11 protein-coding genes are annotated in these 19,663 nt (G+C 59.9%); 8 read left to right on the top strand and 3 right to left on the bottom strand.

Annotated elements, in window-relative coordinates; all coding sequences use genetic code 11:
• The first annotated feature begins 316 nt into the window (after positions 1–316).
• From JNB85_RS03845 to JNB85_RS03830, 4 genes are read left to right on the top strand one after another with little or no spacing between them, the layout of a single operon-like run.
• Positions 317–1,171, top strand: a complete 855-nt coding sequence (locus JNB85_RS03845) for a class I SAM-dependent methyltransferase (RefSeq protein WP_220333050.1) — start codon at positions 317–319, stop codon at positions 1,169–1,171.
• Positions 1,172–1,177: 6 nt separating this feature from the next.
• The gene (locus tag JNB85_RS03840) at positions 1,178–2,128 is read left to right on the top strand and encodes an NAD-dependent epimerase/dehydratase family protein (protein ID WP_220333049.1); all 951 of its coding nucleotides are present in this window, start codon (positions 1,178–1,180) and stop codon (positions 2,126–2,128) included.
• Positions 2,125–3,297: a glycosyltransferase family 4 protein gene (locus JNB85_RS03835; protein WP_220333048.1), complete on the top strand. Its 1,173-nt coding sequence runs from the start codon at positions 2,125–2,127 to the stop codon at positions 3,295–3,297. The genes JNB85_RS03840 and JNB85_RS03835 overlap by 4 nt, the downstream gene beginning before the upstream one ends.
• Before the next feature lie 59 nt (positions 3,298–3,356).
• The gene (locus JNB85_RS03830; RefSeq protein ID WP_220333047.1) at positions 3,357–4,145 is read left to right on the top strand and encodes a glycosyltransferase family 2 protein; all 789 of its coding nucleotides are present in this window, start codon (positions 3,357–3,359) and stop codon (positions 4,143–4,145) included.
• A 42-nt stretch (positions 4,146–4,187) separates the two neighbouring features.
• Here the strand turns inward: JNB85_RS03830 and JNB85_RS03825 are convergent, their stop codons facing one another.
• The 3 genes from JNB85_RS03825 to msrA form a co-directional block, all read right to left on the bottom strand.
• Positions 4,188–5,003 carry a hypothetical protein gene (locus JNB85_RS03825; RefSeq protein ID WP_220333046.1) on the bottom strand — a complete coding sequence of 272 codons (816 nt, stop codon included), beginning with the start codon at positions 5,001–5,003 and terminating at the stop codon, positions 4,188–4,190.
• Positions 5,004–5,209: 206 nt separating this feature from the next.
• Positions 5,210–5,650, bottom strand: a complete 441-nt coding sequence (locus JNB85_RS03820; RefSeq protein WP_220333045.1) for a response regulator — start codon at positions 5,648–5,650, stop codon at positions 5,210–5,212.
• Between the two features lie 225 nt (positions 5,651–5,875).
• Complete coding sequence (gene msrA / locus JNB85_RS03815; protein ID WP_420852252.1) at positions 5,876–6,580, bottom strand: peptide-methionine (S)-S-oxide reductase MsrA; 705 nt, start codon at positions 6,578–6,580, stop codon at positions 5,876–5,878.
• Between the two features lie 205 nt (positions 6,581–6,785).
• Here msrA and JNB85_RS03810 point away from each other — a divergent pair, with 205 nt between their 5' ends.
• The 4 genes from JNB85_RS03810 (at position 6,786) to JNB85_RS03795 (ending at position 19,659) form a co-directional block, all read left to right on the top strand.
• Positions 6,786–12,263, top strand: coding sequence for an alpha-2-macroglobulin family protein (locus tag JNB85_RS03810; RefSeq protein ID WP_220333043.1), 5,478 nt, complete (start codon positions 6,786–6,788; stop codon positions 12,261–12,263).
• On the top strand, positions 12,260–14,341 hold the full coding sequence (gene pbpC / locus JNB85_RS03805) for a penicillin-binding protein 1C (RefSeq protein WP_220333042.1): 2,082 nt from the start codon (positions 12,260–12,262) through the stop codon (positions 14,339–14,341). The genes JNB85_RS03810 and pbpC overlap by 4 nt, the downstream gene beginning before the upstream one ends.
• A gap of 62 nt (positions 14,342–14,403) precedes the next feature.
• Entirely contained in the window at positions 14,404–17,013 is a 2,610-nt protein-coding gene (gene treY / locus JNB85_RS03800; protein ID WP_220333041.1) for a malto-oligosyltrehalose synthase, read from the top strand.
• 105 nt (positions 17,014–17,118) lie between these two features.
• A complete protein-coding gene (locus JNB85_RS03795; RefSeq protein WP_220333040.1) occupies positions 17,119–19,659 on the top strand; it encodes a heavy metal translocating P-type ATPase in 2,541 nt (846 codons plus the stop codon).
• The last annotated feature ends 4 nt before the right edge of the window (positions 19,660–19,663 follow it).

The raw sequence follows: 19,663 nt of genomic DNA, 5'->3' as shown, positions 1-19,663 counted from the left end.
ATAACGCTATCATCTCCTGGCCAAAACGATCGCAGATTACGACTCGCTGGAGTGGGACCTGCGAATAAATGACGTTCGGGACTGGGCTCAGACCGGAAGGACCCAGCGCCGCGATTAAACCAGTCGTGATCCAAGACAAAGTGTGGATGGGCTTTGGCGCCAGTACCTTGAAGGGCGTGACAATCGGCGAAGGTGCAGTTATTGGTGCCCAGGGCGTTGTAACGCGCGACCTAGAACCCTACGCGGTTATCGCAGGCAACCCGGCTCGTGTCATTCGCCGTATTACGCCGGAAGCAGTCTTAACCCAGGATAGATGATGACATCGCAGCATCTGGATACATGGGAGCAAGCCGTCCAATGGCTCCGGGAACAGCCCGACCAGCAAAAGCTTGTTATCGATGCATATTACGACGATCCTCTATCGAACGCAGCCGAACGCTATTGGAGGAGCGACGAATGGGAAGCTATTCGCAAATTTCTTCCCGACCAGCCGGGCAGTGCCGTCGATATCGGTGCAGGAAGAGGTATTGCGAGCTTTGCGCTGGCCAAAGACGGGTTCACTGTTACTGCCCTTGAGCCCGACACAAGCGCCCTCGTAGGTTCCGGAGCGATCAAGCAACTCGCTCGGGAAACGAAACTGCCGATACAAGCGGTGGAAGAGTTCTCTGAGAAATTACCATTTCCCGACCAGGCATTCGACGTCGTCTTTGCAAGAGCCGTCTTACACCACACATCGGATCTGGCGGCAGCGTGCCGGGAGTTCTTTCGTGTCCTGAAGCCCGGTGGTCGTCTGATCGCCGTAAGAGAACACGTCATCTCCTCGAAAAACGATCTGCCGGTATTTCTGGACCAGCATCCTCTTCATAAGCTGTATGGTGGAGAGAATGCCTTCCTTCTGGCGGACTACGAAAATGCTATCGTTTCCGCCGGGTTTGGCATGGACAAAGTCCTGGCACCTCTCGAAAGCGAGATAAATTTTGCTCCGTACACCAAGAATGAACTAAAAAGAGAATTGGGCGCGCGTATCGCAGCCAGGCTGCCATTCGTCGGAGGCGCTGCTTCCTCAATCGTGCGTTTCGGCCCGGTGTGGGCCGTTTTGTCACGTATTGCGCAGGCGTTCGACAACCGACCCGGACGGCTTTATTCCTTCATTGCCACTAGGCCAAGATAAAAAAGAATGGCTCGAATACTCATCACTGGCGCTCACGGTTTTATCGGCAGATATCTGGCGCGGCATCTCTCGGAAAACGGGCATGTCGTGTGCGGTCTTGGCCATGGTATCTGGCCTCCTCTGCATGCGGAACGGTGGGGGCTGACGCTTTGGCACAATGGTGAGATTGATGGCCTCAATCTTCGGCTGATACAACGAAAGTCTGGTACACCAGACATCGTGTATCATCTTGGCGGCGGTTCATCGGTTGGCGTCGCGATCGCAAATCCCCGCGAGGACTTTCACCGCACGGTCAATTCAACGGCCGAACTCCTTGAGTGGCTGCGACTGGAAGCGCCTGATTGCCGACTGGTGGCTATTTCGAGCGCTGCGGTTTACGGCGCCAATCACGAGGGCCCAATCGCGGAAACAACTATTACGAAGCCGTTTTCTCCCTACGGACATCACAAAAGCATAATGGAATCCCTGTGCCAGTCCTACTGCGACACATATGGATTAAAGATCGCGATCGCTAGGCTCTTTTCGGTTTATGGAGAAGGGCTGCGCAAGCAGCTGCTATGGGACGTCTGTTCTCAGCTCGAAAGAAATCCGGACCGGTTGGGTCTTGGCGGCGAGGGCACTGAACTCCGAGACTGGATCGAGGTAGGGGACGTTGCGCGCGCGCTATCCTTGATCGAGGCGCAGGCCAACCAGTCTCGTACGGTTGTCAATGTCGGCACGGGTACCGGCACAAGCGTTCGTTCGATTGTCGAGATGGTTGTGGACGCTTGGTTCGAGAGAGAAGCTTATCGGCCGAACATCATTTTTTCCGGTGAGGCGAGAAAGGGCGATCCTCAAAGCCTGGTAGCGGATTCGACACGGCTCAAAGCTCTCGGCTTTGATCTGCGCAGCGATTTGAAGGACCGACTTTCTGCATACGTCGGCTGGTTCCAGTCGGAGGCTGGCACAGCAAGATGATTACAATCGCCTTCACCATGATCAGCGGTCATAACTGGACCGGCGGTTACAATTATTTGCTGAACCTCGTTACGCTTTTAGCCCGTTACCGAAAGGACGAGATTTGTCCCATCGTTTTCTTTGGAACCGATGTTAAGGAAGACGAAGTAGCGCCATTTGGAAGCCTGGACGGCGTAACGGTCATCCGCCACCCATTGTTCAACAAATCTCGAAGCCTTCGGTCGCTAATACTCAGTCTTGCAACCGGTACAGATAGAAGCATCCGAGCGGTGTTCAATAAACATCACATCGATGTCGTCTTTGAAGTGGCGCAATTTTTTGGCTTCAGCCTCGGCCTACCTGCCATTGCGTGGTTTCCGGATTTCCAGCATCGTTATCTCCCACATCTTTTCAGCAGGTTTGGCTACTGGAAACGTGACATCGGATTTCGGCTCCAGATTATGGCTCATCGCTCGATCATGCTGAGCAGCGAAGATTCCAAACTGTCTTGTGAACACTTCTATCCCGCAGCACGAGGGCGCACGCATGTCGTTCGCTTTGCCGTGCCACCAAAAGGCAAGATTGACTATAGTGTGGCGCGGGCAATCGCCGATAAGTACGGGCTACCGGAGCACTACGTCTTCCTGCCCAATCAATTCTGGAAGCATAAGAATCATCTTCTCGTACTTGAAGCGCTGAAAATCCTCCGTGAGCGGGGACGCGAGATCACGATCGCGGCGAGTGGCAATCAATCGGATCCACGTGATCCAGCATATTTCCCAAGTTTGAAGGCAGCCATCGAAGAGGATGGGCTTGAGCAGAATTTTCGTTTGCTGGGGCTGATCCCCTATCAGGATCTCGCACCACTCGGCATTGCGAGCGTGGGGCTCCTAAATCCTTCGCTGTTCGAGGGTTGGAGCACCACTGTGGAAGAGGCTCTATCATGGGGCGTGCCCCTGATCCTGTCAGATCTCAATGTGAATCGAGAGCAGGCGGGTGAAGCTGCGACCTACTTCAACCGCTACGATGCACATTCGCTAGCAGATGCCTTGGCCGCTGTCCGCCCGCATACGGCCGCAATGATCGACACGAGCGGGGACTTAGCACTGGCGATGTCCAACGAACGAGTTCTCCGATTCGTTTCTGACTTCACCTCACTTGTTCGCCACACCTGCAATCAAGTGCAATAACAGACAACGGCCGAGCACGTCTGATGTTTCAGTTTCGGTCGATCATTCAGAGAACGCAAATGAGTGAGCCGAAGATTTCCGTCATTACTGTCGTCTTCAACAATGAAGACACGATTGCCGACACCATCGAGTCTGTTGCCATCCAGGATTACTCCAATCTGGAATACATCGTGATAGACGGCCTCTCAAAGGATCGGACGCTTGATAGGATCAAAGAACGCAAGGAGATCATCAGTAAACTAGTCTCGGAAGAAGACGCCGGCATCTATGATGCGATGAATAAAGGTATCGCATTGGCGACAGGCGATATCATCGGCTTTATCAATGGGGATGACTTCTACCTGCCTGGCACGTTGGCCAAGGTAGCCAAGACATTCGAAAACGACCCGCAGCTTGAAGCGTGTTACGGTGACCTCTGCTACGTCAAGCAAAACGATCCTCAAACTGTGGTACGCCACTGGCGGTCCTCACCTTTTGTGCCGACCGCTTTCGAAAAAGGATGGGCCCCTCCTCATCCGACTTTCTTCGTTCGCCGCGATGTTTATGAGCGTTTTGGTTCATTCGATCTCGACTATCGCATTGCGGCCGATGTTGAGTTGATGATGCGGTTTCTGGAGCGCCATCGAATCAGCTCGCAATATGTGCCTGGCGTGATGGTCAAAATGCGGATGGGTGGAACGACCAATCGCAGCCTCGCAAATATCGTGAACCAGAATAAGGAAATCCTTCGGGCTCTTCGTAGCCATAGCCTGAATGCACAACTTTTCGGTTTCTTGAGTAAGAAGTTCCTTTCGCGGGGTGTGCAATTCGTGCGCGGAAAATTTCACACTTCGACTACCGAAGGCTGAACAGCACCCGGAAATACGCTTTGGTCAATGACACGCGGAGATTCAGGCTTGGTTTATGCGTCGTCGTGAATTGTAGATGGTCTTTGCAATCGCCAAAAAGGCGCCAACAACAAAGCCACCGCCCAGTCCAATGAGAATTCGCTTCAGCCGATCTGAGGCAACAGAGGGCGGCGACGCATAGACCGGAGACAAAAGTTTCACCGGCTCATCTAACTGCAGCCGCGAATTGAGGTCCATAATTTTCGTGCGAAGAAAATTGGAATCGTCGCGCGTGGCTAAATAAATCGCCTTTTGCCAGTCCGATCCCTGGGAGGACTCCATGACTTTAAGATTGTCTGCGAGTTGTTTCTCGCTAGCTGCAATCTCCGCCTTAACGCCGGCCTGGCTTTGGGCCACCAAGTTTGATTGCTGTTCTTGAATCTGCTGTATGACAGCCGTCACGCAACGCTCGGCGAGGCCCGCGCTTGATGCACTGGACGATATCGAGATAACGTCATCGGGCGCTGAGGGGGCGGTGATTTTAATGCTTCCCGCCAGTTGCTCGTGTGTGGCAATGCCTTTCTCGGAACAGCTCGAAGCAAGGCCCAAGTCAAAGGCACCTGGCGAACGCATCCGAAACATAAACCGATCTCGCGATTCTGCTGGGACCATGACAACGGAACCATCAGGACCGGGCCTGCTTATCTTTGCAAGAGCGAGTTGCGCAGACGCCTCAACAACCGGTGGCGCTTCGCTGCCAAGAATACTTCCACCGATGATGCCGACAACCGCACATGCACCAATTACGAGAGCATTTTTCCTGAGGAAAGAAGCCAAAACGAAGAGATTTATTTCCTCATCAAAGCGCTTCTCGGACATGGTCGCTCCCGACGTTCACAAACCTGAACCCGAACGAAGTGTGACTTGTTCGAAGCTCGTCATGACCCGCTTCAAGCGTATCCTCACCGTTAAGTCAACGTTCAAAACATCCCGTCGCGATATTGGTATAGCTTGTCCTGAACATCGCGCACGCGGGAATTCACGGTCGGACCGCAGGTCTAGCTGTTAAGTCAGTTTAGACGAAACTAAGCAAACGCCGTCATCTGCGGCGGCACCACCGCCAGGATTCCGGCACGACGGGCGGTGACATATCTGAGGAGCTGTTCGACCACCCAAGGCATGACAGGCTTTTGCACCACACCGAGCGCGCCGCGCACGCCGTCCGCAACCACCTCCGGATTGGCGGTCATGAAGACGACGGAAATGCCGTGGTCTTCCGCGAGCCTTCGGCCGATGTCCGGGCCGGTTGCGCCATCAGAGAGATTGACATCGACGAAGGCGATGTCGGCAAGCGGAGCGAGCCTGAGGGCAGCCTCGCGATCTGCTGCAAGGCCTGCCACATGCACGCCCATCTCCTCGATCGTCACTTCGAGATCAAGCGCGATCAGCGGCTCGTCTTCGACAATCAGCACTCGCTGTTCCATGAGATGTTCCCGTTGCCAGCTACGCACGACATTTGTGGCCATGACAGATCCCCCTTACGCTTCACTTCAGGAGACTCCGCCTCGTTGAAGAATGATTGCTTCGGCGAGGCTCGCAGCTTTAACGGGCGATGCGACGATATGTTCCGGCATGAAACGCGATATTTCTGAATTAAGTTTTTGTTAAGATTGATAAATTCTAAATATGTGGCTTTATCATCAAGAAGGCGGCTTGGCTTAGCCGCCTTTCAAACGGCTCTTGGCGACGTCTCAGCCCTTGGCCTTGAGCACCAGAACCGGATCCTTGTTGTAGTCGGCCGGAAAGATCTCTTTCAGGTTCTCGATCTTCGGCAAGTCGTTATAGACGATATAAGGGTAGGTCGGGTTCAGCGTCAGGAAATCCTGGTGATACTGCTCAGCCGGATAGAAGCCGGTATAGTCGGTGATCTTAGTGACGATCGGCTGTTTGAAGACATGCGCCTTGTCGAGCTCAGCGATATAGGCTTCGGCCACCTTGCGCTGCTCGGGGTCGGAGATGAACAGTGCCGAGCGATACTGGGTTCCCTTGTCCGGTCCCTGGAAATTGAGCTGCGTCGGGTTGTGGGCGACGGAGAAGAATATCTGCAGGAGCTTACCGTAGCTAACCTGCCCCGGATCGAAGCTAACCTTGACGGATTCGGCATGGCCCGTCGTACCGGTGCTGACGGTCTCGTACTGGGCCGTTGCCGCGTCGCCGCCGGCATAGCCGGAAACGGCGCTTTGAACACCCTTCACATGCTGGAAAACGCCTTGGACGCCCCAGAAGCAGCCGCCGGCGAAGACGGCCGTCTCCGTGCCGGACTTGCCGGCCTCATCGATGGTCGGCGCTGGAATGACAACGGCATCTTCCGCCGCTCGGGTGGCGACGGAACCGAGGCCGAGCGAAAGGGCAGCGGTTGCAAAAAGCGCGGCAAGGGCCTTGCCTGACGTGGACATGCGCATGGCGACTACCTCCGGGTAACGTGCCAAAATCCTTGCCGATCGATGGAAGAGCCGCAAATCACAAGCTGTTCACTCACGCCGATGTGACGATTCCACGAAAGCTGGTGTGCGAAACCGGAGCAGTCCGTAAGGTGAGTTGACAATTTCCCGAGGAGTGAGGAGAGTGCCGCCGGTTCAGAGCCAGCATCCGGGGGGACCAATGTCTGCGCGCTCGTTCTTCGCTTCTTTCGTCATTGCCGCAACCATGATTTTCGCAGGCCCGTCAGCTTTTGGAGCCGACGCCAAGCGCGATATCGTGACCGTCAAGGATGCCGATTATTTCGGCTTCGACCTGCGCACCGAGCAGAACCTCTCGCTCGATCAGTGCAAGGCCGCCTGCATCGGCGACAGGAGCTGCAAGGCCTTCACCTATAATCCCAGGGTGAAGTGGTGTTTCCTCAAATCCGATTTCAAGACGATGAACGCCGCTCCCGGCGCGATTGCCGGCAGGATAGTCGAAACGACCGCCGCCGCGCCGAAAGAACCGGATATCGGCGCTGCCCCCCGTCTGCCTTTCCTCTCCGACGATCTCGTCCAGCAGGCCCGCAATTTCCGTAATGATCTGGCGCTCGCCGACGACCAGCAAGGCCAGGGCGTAGACAGCCTGACGGCAAGCGCGCGCCTGGATCTCACCGGCGGCAATCTTTCCGATGCGCTGAAGGCTTTCCATGGTGCCCTGTCGATCACGCCTGACGATGGCGACCTCTGGGTCGAGACGGCGCGGGCCGCGACCTCGCTCGGCGCCCCTGATAGCGGCGTCTTCGGTCAGGCGGTGATCGACGCACTGAACGGGTACCAGCTGACGCGCAGCACCAATAAGCGTGCCGACGCGCTGGCCGTGCTTGCTAAGGCCCTGGAAAAGAATGCCAACTATCGCGATGCACTGAATGCCTACAAGGCGAGCCTTGCACTCGTCAGTGTCAAGGACGTGCAGGCGGATTACCTTGAGCTCAAGCAGACGCAGGGCTTCCGTATCACCGAACATACGGTCGATGCCGATAGCGCCACACCGCGCGCCTGCGTCACCTTCTCCGAAGCGCTGGTCAAGACTGTCGATTATACGCCCTTCGTGACGCTGAACGGCGCTGCACCCAAGGCGCTGGAAGCCAAGGACAAGCAGATCTGTGTCGAAGGCCTGACCCACGGCGAGACCTACAAGATCGGCTTCCGTACCGGCCTGCCCTCCTCGGTCGACGAAGTCCTGGAAGCACCTGTCACGATCGATGTCTATATCAAGGATCGCAGCCAGATGGTGCGCTTTACCGGCGACAGCTTCGTGCTGCCGTCGACGGCGCGCCGCGGCATCCCGATCGTCTCCGTCAATATGGCGTCTGCCAATCTGAAGCTCTACCGCATCGGCGATCGCGGCATCGCGCCACTCCTCACCGGCTCGCAGTTCCTGACCCAGCTTGACGGCTACAGTGCCGAGAATATTCAGGACCAGAGCGGCGAACTCGTCTGGCAGGGATCGATCGAGATCGCCAACGAGCTCAACAAGGATGTCGTCACCTCCTTCCCGGTCGACGAAGCGCTGCCCGAGCGCAAGCCCGGCATCTACGTGATGGTCGCAACACCACCGACCGGTCCGGTGCAGGAATGGGATTCGCAGGCTACACAATGGTTTCTGGTTTCCGATATCGGCATCACCACCTATGCCGGCACTGACGGGCTCAACGTCTTTGCCCGCTCGCTTGCGTCTGCCAAGCCGATGGCCGGCGTCGAGCTGCAGTTGCTTGCCAAGAACAATGAGGTGCTCGGCACCGCCACGACCGATCAGAACGGCCGCGCTACCTTCACGGCCGGTCTGATGCGCGGCACCGCCGCACTCACGCCTGCCGTCATCAGCGCAAAAAACGGCACGTCGGACTATGTCTTCCTCGACATGACGCGCGCCGGCTTCGACCTTTCCGACCGTGGCGTCACCGGCCGCGCCGCGCCGGGCGCCATCGACGTCCTGCCCTATACCGAACGCGGCATCTACCGCGCCGGCGAGACAGTGCATGCGGCTGCCCTCGCCCGCGATACGGACGGCAATGCGATCGAGAACCTGCCGCTCACCTTCATCTTCTCACGGCCGGATGGCGTGGAAGACCGGCGCATCGTCAGCCAGACGAGCAATCTCGGCGGCTATCAGGTGGACCTGCAAACGCAGGAAAACGCCATGCGCGGCACCTGGACGATGAACGTCTATACCGATCCAAAGGGGGCGGCGATCGCCACCAAGACCTTCCTCGTCGACGATTTCGTTCCCGACCGCACCGACATGGAGATCAAGACCGACGCGAAGGAGATCGGCACGGACACGGCCGCCACGATCACCATTTCCGGCAAATATCTCTATGGCGCACCGGCGGCGGGCCTGACGATCGAGGGCGATGTCGTCGTCAAGCCGACGCGGACGAGCGCGGGCTATCCCGGATACCAGTTCGGGCTTGCAGACGAGGAGGCGAGCGAGGATTCGCGCCAGCCGATCGACGGTCTGCCGGAACTCGACGAAAACGGTGAGGCCTCAACGGATCTGACGATCGGCGAGCTGCCGGCCACGACCCAACTTTTGAATGCCACCGTCTATCTGCGCATGCAGGAGCCAGGTGGTCGTGCCATCGAGCGCTCGCTGGAGATCCCGGTCAAGACCGACGCGACGGCAATCGGCATCAAGCCTGAATTCGACGGCGACCTGCCGGAGAATGCTCTCGCGAATTTCACGGTGATCGGCCTCGACACACAAGGCCAGAAGCAGGAGATGAAGGGCCTGCGCTGGAAATTCTATAAGCTGCGCCGCGACTATCAGTGGTATCGCGAAGGCACGGCCTGGAAATACGAACCCACCTATACGCCCGAAGAGGTCGCCTCCGGCTCGGTGGATGCGACGGCTGAAAATGGCGGCAAGATCCAGGCGCCCGTTGAATGGGGCCGCTACCGGCTCGAGGTGGAAAGCGCCGATGCCGACGGCCCGACCTCCAGCGTCGAATTCGATGCCGGCTGGTTCGTCGCCTCGACCTCAACGGAAACGCCGGATGGCCTGGAGATCGCCCTCGACAAGGACAGCTATAAGGTCGGCGAGACGGCCAAGCTGAAGGTGACGTCGCGTTACGGCGGCGAGTTGATGATCACGGCCGGCACGGAAAAGCTGGTTGCCGTGCAGAACGCAACGATCGGCGAGACCGGTGGCGAGGTCGATATTCCCGTCACAGCAGACTGGGGTGCCGGCGCCTATGTGACCGCGACGCTTTTCCGCCCGGGCGATTCCCTCGACACGCATATGCCGGCGCGCTCGATCGGCATCAAATGGCTTAAGGTCGATCCGGCCGAACGCGCGCTGCAGGTCAAGATCGACACACCGGAAAAGATGCTGCCGCGCGGACCGCTGGATATCGGCCTGCAGGTTGCCGGCGCCGGCGCGAATGAGGAGGCCTATATTACGGTTGCCGCCGTCGATGTCGGCATCCTCAATCTCACCCGTTACGAGCCGCCGAACCCTGAGGACTGGTATTTCGGCCAGCGCCAGCTTGGGCTTGAAATCCGCGACCTTTACGGGCGGCTGATCGACGGTTCGCTCGGCGCCACCGGCAAGCTGCGCACCGGCGGCGACGGCGGCGCCATTGCTCTGCAGGCAAGCCCGCCGACGCAAAAGCTCGTTGCCTTTTTCTCCGGTCCGGTCAAGCTCGATGCCGAAGGCAAGGCAAAAGTCAGCTTCGACATTCCGCAGTTCAACGGTACAGCCCGGGTAATGGCACTCGCCTGGACGAAGACCGGCGTCGGCCACAGCGCTAGGGACGTCATCATCCGCGACCCTGTCGTCGTCACCGCAAGCCTGCCGAAATTCCTGGCGCCCGGAGACAAGGCCAATCTGAGGCTCGACATCGCCAATACCGACGCGCCGGCCGGCGACTACAAGCTGACGCTGATCGGTAACGAGGCGCTCCGCATTGACGGCCCTGCCGAGCAGACGCTGAAGCTTCAAGCCGGCGCCAAGTCCAACCTGACGCTGACGCTTGTCGGGGGCGCGCCGGGCGATGGCAGCGTGGCGATCAATCTGTCGAACAATCAGGGTCTGTCACTCGACCAGGTGGTCGATGTGCCGGTCAGGCCATCGTCGCTGCCGGTCACCGTGCGCCGCGTCATTGCGCTCAAACCCGGCAAGAGCCTGACCGTCGACAAGAACCTGTTGGCCGACAGCGTGCTTCCGGGCGCCTCGATTAGCGTCAACGTCACTCGCTCGGCCGCCTTCGACATCCCGGCACTGCTGATGACGCTGGATCGCTATCCCTTCGGCTGCGCCGAACAGACGACGAGCCGCGCGCTGCCGCTGCTCTATCTGGCCGAAGTCGCCAAGCAGGCCGGTATGGATGAGACCGATGACGATATCCACAAGCGCGTGCAGGATGCCATCTACAAACTGCTCTCCTATCAGGCCTATGCTGGAAGCTTCGGCCTCTGGGGACCGGATTCCGGCGATCTCTGGCTCGATTCCTACGTCACCGACTTCCTGACACGGGCGCGCGAGCAGAAGTATGACGTACCGGACCGCGCCCTGGTGCAGGCGCTGGAAAATCTCCAGAATTCACTCTCCTACACGACGGACGTGAAGGGCAAAGGCGATGAGATCGCCTACGCCCTCTACGTGCTTGCCCGCAACAAGAAGGCTGCCGTCAGCGACCTGCGCTACTATGCCGACACGATGATCAACGACTTCCCCACACCACTCGCCAAGGCCCATATTGCTGCAGCACTTGCGCTCTATGGGGACGCTACACGCTCGAAGAATATTTTCGTCGATGCGTTGCAGATGTCGAAACAGTCGATGGTGACGCGCGTGAACTTCTCGCGCACCGATTATGGGTCGGTACTGCGCGATGGCGCAGCGATCCTGGCGCTTGCCGCCGAAAGCCGGCCGGTTCCGCCGGTCATTCCGGACCTTGCCAAGGCAGTCGCCCGCGAATGGGACCGCAGCAAATATACGAGCACCCAGGAACAGGCCTGGATGCTCTTGGCAGCGCGTGCCCTGCAGAATGGCGACGACGATCTGAAGATCAACGTCAACGGAGCTCAGCGAACCGGCGCCTATATGGCGAAGATGACGGGTGACGCGCTGATCGACCATCCGCTGACCTTGACGAGCGCCACGAGTGACACGGTCTCGGCCGTCGTCACCACGGTCGCCGCCCCCGTCAAGCCGCTGCCGGCCGGCGGCAACGGCTTTACCATCGAGCGAAGCTACTACACGCTCGATGGCGAGGAGGCTGTCGTCAGCGAGGCGCAGCAAAACGAGCGCTATGTCGTGGTGCTGCATGTCACCGAGCAGAATGACTGGGCCTCGCGCATTGTCATCACCGATCTCCTGCCGGCAGGCTTCGAGATCGATAATCCGAGCCTCGTCGACAGTGCCCAGATGACGAATTTCGACTGGGTTGGCGAGATGTCGGCCGCCCATACCGAATTCCGCTACGACCGCTTCGTCGCTGCCTTCAACCGCGACGAAAATTCAGCGCGTGACTTCAACGTCGCCTATGTGGTGCGCGCGGTGACCCCCGGCGTCTACGACCATCCGGCAGCGACTGTCGAGGATATGTACCGTCCCGATCTGTCGGCCCGCACGGCGACCGGCAAGATGGAGGTCGTCGCGGCTCAACAATGAGGCGGTGGCAGAAATTTGCGATCGGCGCTGCGGCCGGCATCTTCATTGCCGGCGCAGGTCTTTTTGCGCTCGATGCCGCAGACCGGGCCTTTCCGCCGCCGCTTGAACAGGCAGAAGCGGTCTCGCCCGAAGTGCTCGATGCGGACGGGCAATTGCTGCGTGCCTTTGCGACGCCAGAGGGGCGCTGGCGGCTGAAGACCGGGGTTTCCGACGTCGATCCGCAATTCGTCCGCATGCTGGTCGCCTATGAGGACCAGCGTTTCTACGAGCATTCCGGCATCGATATCTGGGCGCTCGGGCGTGCCGCACTGCAATTCGTCAGCAACGGCCGCATCGTGTCCGGCGCCTCGACGCTCTCCATGCAGGTGGCAAGGCTGATCGAGCCGCGCGAGAACCGGTCGTTTTCGGCAAAGCTCCTGCAGATCGCCCGCGCCGTTCAGATCGAGAGGCGGCTTTCGAAGACTGAGATCCTCGATCTCTATCTCACCCATGCGCCTTATGGCGGCAATCTGGAAGGGGTGCGCGCCGCAAGCCTCGCTTATTTCGGCAAGGAGCCGAAGCGGCTGACGGTGGCCGAAGCGGCGCTTCTGGTCGCGCTGCCGCAATTGCCCGAAAAACGTCGCCCGGACCGGAACCTGAAGGCAGCGGAAGCGGCGCGCAAGCGGGTGCTCGATCGGATTGCCGTCGCCGAGGTTGTCGGCGATGGCGAGGCCGAGCGCGCCGAGGGTGTTCCCATTCCCGCCCGCAGGCTGCAGCTTCCAGCTCTCGCCGCCCATGTCGCGGAAGCTGCATTGCGCAAGGAGCCGAAAGCGATCCAGCACCAGACGACGCTGAAGAAGCAGGTCCAGACCGGCCTCGAATCCGTCGCCCGTGCCGCAACGATGAAACTTGGACCAAAACTATCGCTCGCCATGGTGATGACGGATGCGGAGACCGGCGAGATCGTCGGCGAGGTGGGATCGGCCGACTATTTCGATGCCAGCCGCTCCGGTTGGGTCGACATGACGCGCGTCAGCCGATCGCCCGGCTCGACACTGAAACCCTTCATCTACGGCCTTGCCTTCGAGCAGGGACTGGTGAGCCAGGAAACCATCATCGAGGACCGGCCGGCCGATTTCTTCGGCTACCGGCCGCGTAATTTCGACATGAGCTACCAGGGCGACGTGACCGTGCGAGAGGCCCTGCAGCTCTCCCTTAACGTGCCGGCCGTCAAGCTGCTCGATGCAGTCGGCCCCTCTCGCCTTATGGTGCGTTTCCGCCGCGCGGAAGTGCGCCCTGTTTTGCCGTCGAACGAGACGCCGGGCTTGGCGATTGGCCTCGGTGGCATCGGGATCACCCTGAAGGATCTCGTGCAGCTCTATACGGCCCTTGCCAATCGCGGCCAGCCGGTTCGGATCGGCGATGGTGTTACGAACGCGCCGGGTAAGATCGACGGCGAGCCGCTGCTGGAGCCGGTCGCCGTCTGGAATGTCGCTGACATACTCTCAGGCGTCATACCGCCGGCCGGCGCACCGCAGCGTGGCATCGCCTACAAAACCGGCACGAGCTATGGCTACCGCGACGCCTGGTCGATCGGTTATGACGGACGCTATGTGCTTGGCGTGTGGGTCGGGCGGCCTGATAACAGCGCTGTTCCCGGTTTGACAGGTTATGGCACGGCCGCACCAATCCTCTTCGAGGCGCTTGCAAAATCCGGCATCGCCACGACACCGCTGCCGCGCCCGCCGGCAGGCGCCATGCGCATCGCCCAGACCGATCTGCCGATCAGCCAGCGGCGTTTTGCGATCAATGCCAGCGGACTGCTTGCCGCCTCAGGTCGCGAACCGTCGCCCCAGATCGTCTATCCGCCGGAGGGTGCCCATGTCGATCTTGGAGCAAAGGCAGGCGATCTTACGCCGCTGATGCTGAAGCTGCAGGGCGGCCGCGCACCCTTCCGCTGGCTTGCCAACGGCAAACCGCTCCCCGATCTTTCCCGCCGTCGAACGCAAAGCTGGATGCCTGACGGCGGCGGCTATTCCAAGCTGACGGTGATCGATTCCATGGGGCGGGCGGCGAGCGTCGGTGTCTTCGTCGACTGACGGGAACAAAAGCGTTTCGCAACCGTTTGCAGGTGTCCTTCCCTCCAGACGGCAAGTGACCCATGACCGTTCCCTCCGCGACCTACCGGGTCCAGTTCCGCAATGGCATGACCTTCGACCGCGCCTGCGGATTGGTGTCCTATTTGAAGTCGCTTGGCATCAGCCATCTCTACGCCTCGCCGATCTTTTCCGCCACGGCGGGATCGACCCACGGTTACGACGTGACCAATCCTAACGAGATTGACCCGGCACTTGGCGGCAGGGCGGGCTTTGATCGCCTGACGGCGGCGCTATCGCAGGCAGGCATGGGCCTGATTCTCGATATCGTCCCGAACCACATGGCCGCTTCGCTTGAAAATGCCTGGTGGCGAAGCGCCCTCGAGTTCGGAGAGCAAAGCCCGTTTGCACGCTATTTCGATATCGACTGGCGCGAACGGCTGACGCTGCCGCAGCTTGGCAAGAGCTTCGATGCGTGCCTTGCCGATGGCGAGCTGAAAATTGCAATCGACGAGACCCATGGCAACCTCGCGATCGGCTACTACGACACGCTTTTCCCGCTGAGCATGCAAAGCTACGCCCTGTTGGCCGAGCAGCTGGACGACCCGGTCCTGACCGGCATGGCAGAGCTTGCCGGCTCCTCCGGCGACACCGACCTGCATCGCGGCTTTCGCGACCTGATCTTCGAGGCCGGCGATATCTCCCGCCTGAAGGACAGGTTGTCCATGCTCTCCCAGGACCAAGCGTTCATGATGCGTCTGCATGCAGGACAGCACTGGGAGCTGCAGCCCTGGCAGGAGGCAGCCCGACATCTGAGCTACCGCCGCTTCTTCGAAGTGACGGGACTGGTCGGCCTCAGGGTCGAGGATCCGAACGTGTTCGAAGCGAGCCATCGGCTGGTGCTCGATCTGGTGCGGCAGGGTCAGGTGCAGGGCCTGCGCCTCGATCATATCGACGGACTGGCGGAACCCGGACCCTATCTGCGACGGCTGCGCGAGGCTGTCGGCGCCGAGACCTACATCGTCGTTGAAAAGATCCTCGGCGCCGGAGAGGAGCTGCCGGCCGATTGGCCGGTACAGGGAACGACCGGCTATGAGTTCATTACCGGCCTCAGCGAGCTTTTCGTCGATAAAGAGGGTTTGCAAAAGCTCGACGATGCCTATCGAAAGCTGGCCGGCGATAACGGTGATTTTGCACAAGGGCGGCGTGCGGCCAAGCGGCTGATGGTCGAGCAGAACTTCGCCGGCGAGGTATCCCGTCTGACAAAAATTGCCAGCAGCATCTTTTCTGAGTTGACGGCCGAGGAAATCACCGAGGCGATCAGGGAGCTGCTGATTGCCTTTTCCGTCTACCGTACCTACGGCATCGACGGCCCGCTCGATGCGCAGGACGCAGACCTTCTCAAAACGGCCGCTGTTGCGGCGGCCAGCCATCTGGACCATGCGCAGCCGCTCGAAAGCATCAGGACCGTCCTCGACGGCGGGGTGGCAGGCGACGCTGCCCGCGAGTTCCGCCTTCGCTTCCAGCAGCTCTCCGGCCCCATTATGGCCAAGGCAATGGAGGATACGCTCTTCTATCGCCACAACAGGCTGCTGGCGCTCAACGAGGTCGGCGGCGAGCCGGATCAGGTGCCGGGCGGCGTCGAAACGTTTCACCAATTCATGCAAGCGCGCGCGCGCTCCCAACCCTCAGGTCTTTCTGCAACATCGACGCATGACACAAAACGCGGCGAGGACGCTCGTGCCAGGCTCTATGCCTTGAGCGAAGGCGCCGGCGTCTTTGCCGACGCTGTCGAACAGTGGCAACGACTGAATGAGAGCCACCGCATCGAGCTGCCGAATGGCCCAGCCCCCGAGCCTAACCTGGAATGGATGCTCTATCAGGCGCTTGCCGGCGCCTGGCCCGAGGATTTCGACCGCCGCCATGCGGAAGCGCTGCGTGAGCGCTTCACCGCTTATACGCAAAAGGCCATTCGCGAGGCCAAGCTGCGCACCGACTGGACCTCAGCCGATAGCGCTTACGAGGACGCGGTTTGCGCCTATGCAGCAGCGCTCGTCTCGACCGACAACGACGCGTTCACCGAGGATTTTGCTCGCGTCCTGCAGCCCTTCGTCGAGGCTGGCTACGTCAACAGCCTGTCGCAGACGCTGATCAAGCTGACGGCGCCCGGTGTTCCCGACATCTATCAGGGAGCAGAGGGTTTCGATTTCAGTTTCGTCGACCCCGATAACAGGCGCCTCCCAGATTTCGAGACATTGAGCGGCTGGCTTGCCGAAGGCGGCGCACTCGCACGGCTGCAGGCGGAGGCGCTTAAACAGCGCATCGTCCAGCTTGGCCTGGGGCTGCGGATGGAGCAGGGCCGGCTTTTTGCCGAAGGCGACTACCAACCGCTTGCCGTCGACGGCGCCAGGAGAGATCATGTCGTCGCCTTTGCTCGCCTGCATCACGACAACTTCTCCATCACCGTCGTGCCTCGGCTGATGTTCGGCTGGCTCGACCCCGGCGTCCTCTTTGCCGGACCGGAATTCTGGGAGGACACGGTCATTGCCGTGCCCCCTCCCCTTCATGGCCTCAAGGCCGATCTCCTGACCGGCAAGATGCTGGAGCCTGGAACGAATATCTCGCTTGCCACACTTCTCGGAGACCAGCCGGCGGCACTGATCGTGCCCGTCTGACGGCAAACGGAAAATTTGAACTGGTGAAAAAACCTGTTGACCTTCCAGTTGCTGGAAGGTTCATAAGTCCGTCTGGATGCCAGAAAGGCATGAAAGGCGCAGTTTATGGACATCAAGCACGATCATCACCACGGCCACGATCATCACGGGCATCATCACCATGCCGACGGCGCGCGATGCGGTTGCGGCCACCACGAAAAGGCTGAAGACGTGGTGGTGCGCGATCCCGTCTGCGGCATGACGGTCGATCCGAACGCCGGAAAACCTTCCCTGGATTATCACGGTCACACCTATCACTTCTGCAGCGAGGGCTGCCGCAAGAAATTCGAGGGGGCACCGCAAGATTATTTGACCGCCAAGGATCCGGTTTGCGGAATGACTGTGAACCGCTCGAACGCGAAACACTTCCTGAAGCACGAGGGCGAAAAGTTCTATTTCTGCTCGGCCGGCTGCAAGGCAAAGTTCGAGGCCGATCCCGAAACCTATCGCCAAGGGAAAAGGCCTGCGGCAGCCGCCATGCCGAAGGGCACACTTTACACCTGTCCGATGCACCCCGAGGTCGTCAGCGACCGTCCCGGCGACTGCCCGAAATGCGGCATGGCACTGGAGCCGATGGGCATTCCGCCTGAAGATGAAGGTCCCAATCCGGAACTCGTGGATTTTATCCGGCGTCTGTGGGTCAGTGCCGTTCTTTCGATTCCGCTCCTGATCCTGACGATGGGCCTGATGCTTGGCCTGTCGTGGCCGCGTGAAGCGCTTGGCGAGCCGTTGGCGAGCTATGTCGAACTGTTGCTGGCAACACCTGTCATCCTCTGGGCAGCCCTTCCCTTCTTCCGCAGGGCTTGGGCATCGGTCGTCAACCGCAGCCCCAATATGTGGACGCTGATCGGCCTCGGCGTCGGCACGGCCTATCTCTACAGCGTCGTTGCGACCTTGGCGCCGGACCTCTTCCCGCACAGTTTCCGGGGTCACGGCGACTCCGTCCCTGTTTATTTCGAGGCGGCTGCCGTCATCGTGGCGCTCGTCTTCGTTGGGCAGGTGCTGGAATTGAAGGCCCGCGAACGCACCGGCTCTGCAATTCGGGCCTTGCTCGATCTTGCGCCGAAAACTACGCGCCGCATCGATGCCGATGGCGCTGAGCGCGACGTGCCTGTCGATGAGATCCAGGCCGGCGACCGGTTGCGCGTGCGCCCCGGCGAACGTATTCCGGTCGATGGCTCGGTCACCGACGGGCAATCGACCGTCGATGAATCGATGATCACGGGCGAACCGCTTCCGGTTGAAAAGGCAAAGGGCGACGCACTAACCGGCGGCACGATGAACAAGAACGGCGCCCTGATCATGACTGCCGAAAAGGTCGGCGCCGATACGACATTGTCGCGCATCGTCGACATGGTGGCGAAGGCGCAGCGTTCGCGCGCACCGATCCAGGGCGCTGTCGACCGCGTTTCAGCGATCTTCGTTCCGGCCGTCGTTGCCGCCGCCGTCGCAGCCTTCCTCGTCTGGTCCTTTGTCGGGCCGGAGCCGCGGCTCGCCAACGCGTTGCTTGCTGCTGTCGCTGTTCTAATCATTGCCTGCCCTTGCGCGCTCGGCCTTGCAACGCCGATGTCGATCATGATCGCCACCGGGCGCGGCGCACAGGAAGGCGTTCTGATCAAGGATGCGGAAGCGCTCGAGCGTTTTTCCAAGGTCGATACGTTGATCGTCGACAAGACCGGCACGCTGACCGAAGGAAAGCCCAGGCTGACCGATGTGGCGCCAGCATCAGGTGTTGACGAAGCACATCTGTTGGCACTCGCCGCAAGCCTTGAACGCGGCTCCGAACACCCCCTCGCCGAGGCAATCGTCTCGGCCGCGGAAGACCGCGGCCTTGCCTTGACCGCCGTCACAGGCTTCGAGGCGAAGACGGGCAAAGGCGTGCAGGGCACGGTCGGCAGTACGCTCGTTGCACTCGGCAATGCCGCCATGCTCGCCGATCTCGGCATCGATCCATCGCCCTTATCCGATAAGGCCGAGGCGCTGCGCGGGGACGGCAAGACCGTCATGTTCGTCACCCTCAACGCCAGGCTGGCAGGCCTCGTTGCGGTTGCCGATCGCATCAAGCCGACAACGGCAACCGCCATCAAGGCGCTGCACGACAGCAGCCTGAAGATCATCATGGCGACCGGCGACAATGAACGCACGGCGCGCGCGGTCGCAAAAAGCCTTGGGATCGACGAGGTGCGAGCCGACGTCCTGCCCGAGGACAAGAAGGCGCTGGTCGACGAACTCCGCGCCAAAGGCGCGGTCATTGCCATGGCCGGTGACGGCGTCAATGACGCGCCCGCACTTGCGGCCGCCGATGTCGGCATCGCCATGGGCACGGGTGCCGATGTTGCGATGGAAAGTGCGGGCATTACATTGGTGAAGGGCGATCTCAACGGCATTGTCCGTGCAAGGCGGCTAGCCGAGGCGACAATGCGCAACATCCGCCAGAATCTCGCTTTTGCCTTTGGCTACAATGCGCTTGGCATCCCGGTGGCCGCTGGCGTGCTCTACCCGGTCTTCGGCCTGCTGCTCTCGCCGATGATTGCGGCAGCCGCCATGAGCCTGTCGTCCGTTTCGGTCATCGGCAATGCACTGAGGCTGAAGGCAGAAAAACTGTAAGGAA

It is taken from the genome of Rhizobium mesosinicum (assembly GCF_019511345.1).
GTDB lineage: Bacteria > Pseudomonadota > Alphaproteobacteria > Rhizobiales > Rhizobiaceae > Rhizobium > Rhizobium mesosinicum.
The sequence above is the reverse complement of the archived record's forward strand: the minus strand, read 5'-3'. Positions and strand labels throughout refer to the sequence as shown.

What these genes read in the sequence shown, in the direction of transcription:
- JNB85_RS03845 (WP_220333050.1), top strand. Translation starts at nt 317, where the DNA reads ATGACATCGCAGCATCTGGATACATGGGAGCAAGCCGTCCAATGGCTC.
- JNB85_RS03840 (WP_220333049.1), top strand. Translation starts at nt 1,178, where the DNA reads ATGGCTCGAATACTCATCACTGGCGCTCACGGTTTTATCGGCAGATAT.
- JNB85_RS03835 (WP_220333048.1), top strand. Translation starts at nt 2,125, where the DNA reads ATGATTACAATCGCCTTCACCATGATCAGCGGTCATAACTGGACCGGC.
- JNB85_RS03830 (WP_220333047.1), top strand. Translation starts at nt 3,357, where the DNA reads ATGAGTGAGCCGAAGATTTCCGTCATTACTGTCGTCTTCAACAATGAA.
- JNB85_RS03825 (WP_220333046.1), bottom strand. Translation starts at nt 5,003, where the DNA reads ATGTCCGAGAAGCGCTTTGATGAGGAAATAAATCTCTTCGTTTTGGCT.
- JNB85_RS03820 (WP_220333045.1), bottom strand. Translation starts at nt 5,650, where the DNA reads ATGGCCACAAATGTCGTGCGTAGCTGGCAACGGGAACATCTCATGGAA.
- msrA (WP_420852252.1), bottom strand. Translation starts at nt 6,580, where the DNA reads ATGTCCACGTCAGGCAAGGCCCTTGCCGCGCTTTTTGCAACCGCTGCC.
- JNB85_RS03810 (WP_220333043.1), top strand. Translation starts at nt 6,786, where the DNA reads ATGTCTGCGCGCTCGTTCTTCGCTTCTTTCGTCATTGCCGCAACCATG.
- pbpC (WP_220333042.1), top strand. Translation starts at nt 12,260, where the DNA reads ATGAGGCGGTGGCAGAAATTTGCGATCGGCGCTGCGGCCGGCATCTTC.
- treY (WP_220333041.1), top strand. Translation starts at nt 14,404, where the DNA reads ATGACCGTTCCCTCCGCGACCTACCGGGTCCAGTTCCGCAATGGCATG.
- JNB85_RS03795 (WP_220333040.1), top strand. Translation starts at nt 17,119, where the DNA reads ATGGACATCAAGCACGATCATCACCACGGCCACGATCATCACGGGCAT.